The organism is Streptomyces sp. NPDC060198 (assembly GCF_042728415.1).
Classification (GTDB): Bacteria; Actinomycetota; Actinomycetes; order Streptomycetales; family Streptomycetaceae; genus Streptomyces.
Window position 1 is genome coordinate 1 of sequence record NZ_JBHWZJ010000665.1, and the last position, 1,596, is coordinate 1,596.

The 1,596-nt window shown below is 66.7% G+C and carries 2 protein-coding genes and 1 pseudogene; 2 read left to right on the top strand and 1 reads right to left on the bottom strand.

Annotated features, from left to right (window positions below; translation table 11 throughout):
- On the bottom strand, positions 1–302 hold a 302-nt coding region (locus tag ACFWEP_RS34560; protein ID WP_387376253.1), incomplete at its 3' end, for a transposase family protein.
- 308 nt (positions 303–610) lie between these two features.
- On the opposite strand from ACFWEP_RS34560, the gene ACFWEP_RS34565 reads away from it, so the two are divergent.
- Together ACFWEP_RS34565 and ACFWEP_RS34570 are read left to right on the top strand one after the other, a co-directional pair.
- Positions 611–829 carry a DUF5133 domain-containing protein gene (locus ACFWEP_RS34565; RefSeq protein WP_387376254.1) on the top strand — a complete coding sequence of 73 codons (219 nt, stop codon included), beginning with the start codon at positions 611–613 and terminating at the stop codon, positions 827–829.
- Positions 830–1,249: 420 nt separating this feature from the next.
- Positions 1,250–1,596, top strand: a pseudogene (locus ACFWEP_RS34570) (transposase family protein); the annotation flags it as partial.

Below are 1,596 nucleotides of genomic sequence, written 5' to 3' on the forward strand. Positions count from 1 at the left end.
GTGCCGTCGAGCAGGATGAAGTCGGGATCGTGCTCGCGCAGCGTCTTGAGCGGACCCGGTGCTCGTTCGGCGAGCAGGTCGACGACCGCGCGGGTGGAGGAGTGGGCGGTGGACTCGCTGATCCCGAACCCGGCGGCGATCTTCGCCGGAGTGGTGTGCTCTCGTAGGTACACCAGTGCCACCATCGCCCGCTGAGACGGGCGGAGCTTGCAGCGCCGGTCGTCCTCACGGGTGACAACCAGCATGGTGACCCACTCCACGAGCGCATGCGGCAGGTCGAGTGCGGCAGTATGGATGACCAACGAGGCCCCCGAGCAACGTGATTGAGACGTCAGACAACTCGATCAACAGCTCGGGGGCTCGTTCGTTGCGCTTCACGGCCCATCACTCGATCGGTGGCCAACTCGAAGAAGCTCAGTGAGCGTTTTCAGCGTTGCCCTTCCAGGGTGAGGAAGGGAACGCAGGGGCGGGCGGGCGGTCCGCGCATGAATCGGGGCGCGGGCGAGACGAAACCCTGTCCGAGCGGACGGATGAGGGCGGCTTCTGCGGGTACCTGGTGGAGCAGTCCGAGGGCGGATCAAGGCCGCCCTGGCCCGGAAGGAGAACTGCTGTGCTCATGGCTCACCCGGTGGTACTGAAGGGTCTTGTCGACCGGTACGAGTCGCTCCGGTCCGCTGGAGCGGGGGACGCGCGGGCGCGGCAGCGCCTGGAGGACGTGGAGTACACGCTGTGCGTCTCCACCGGCACCCGTGATGTCGAGGCAGCCCTTGACGCGGCCCGGGCCCGCCTCGCGCCTGGCGAGACAACCGCACCTCTGGTTTCTGTCTGAGTCGAAGAGCGCGGCACTACGGCGAGCCCCGTCGGTCGCCGTGGGCGTTACGAGATGAGGTGACGGGGCCGTGCTGGCGGTAATCCGTCGCGTATATGTGCTGGTCCTTGAGCTGCATCTTTCCTATGCGTGATCCTTTCGCGGGCCGACCGCGAGGTGTACGTGATGCTTGCCTACACCATGAGAGCACGCAGTGGGTATCTGGCTGCCCGCAGCGGCCAAGTCGTGGTTGAACTCCAGACAGGCACAGAGAATCCGCCCGAATGGACGGCGACGCCAGAAGGCGAAGAGACTGAGTGTTTTCAGCGTTGCCACTGATCTGGTGACAGGGCGGTGTGGGATCGGAGTGCGCAACGGACAGGGCTCCCGTGCCGTTGAGGGAGGTGTTCGACGTCTCAACTCAACAACACAGGAGCCCTGTTGGTTCCGCATCCTGCCGCACTCGACCTGCCTGATGCGCTCGTGGAGTGGGTCACGATGCTCATCGTCACCCGGGAAGGTGGCCGCCGGTGCAAGCTCCCGCCGCACCGGCGTGGGCTGATCGCACTCGTGTGCCTGCGGCGCCACGACAACTCGCCCGCATCGCCGCGGCCTTCGGGATATCGGTCGGCACCGCCCATGCCTACGTCACCGCGGTCACCGGCCTGCTCGCCGAGCAGGCACCGGGCCTGCTGAAGACGCCGCGCGCACACGATCCGGACTTCGATCTCCCGGACGGCACGCTCGCCGAGTGCGACCGCGTCGGCGACGGCAGGGCCGACTACTCC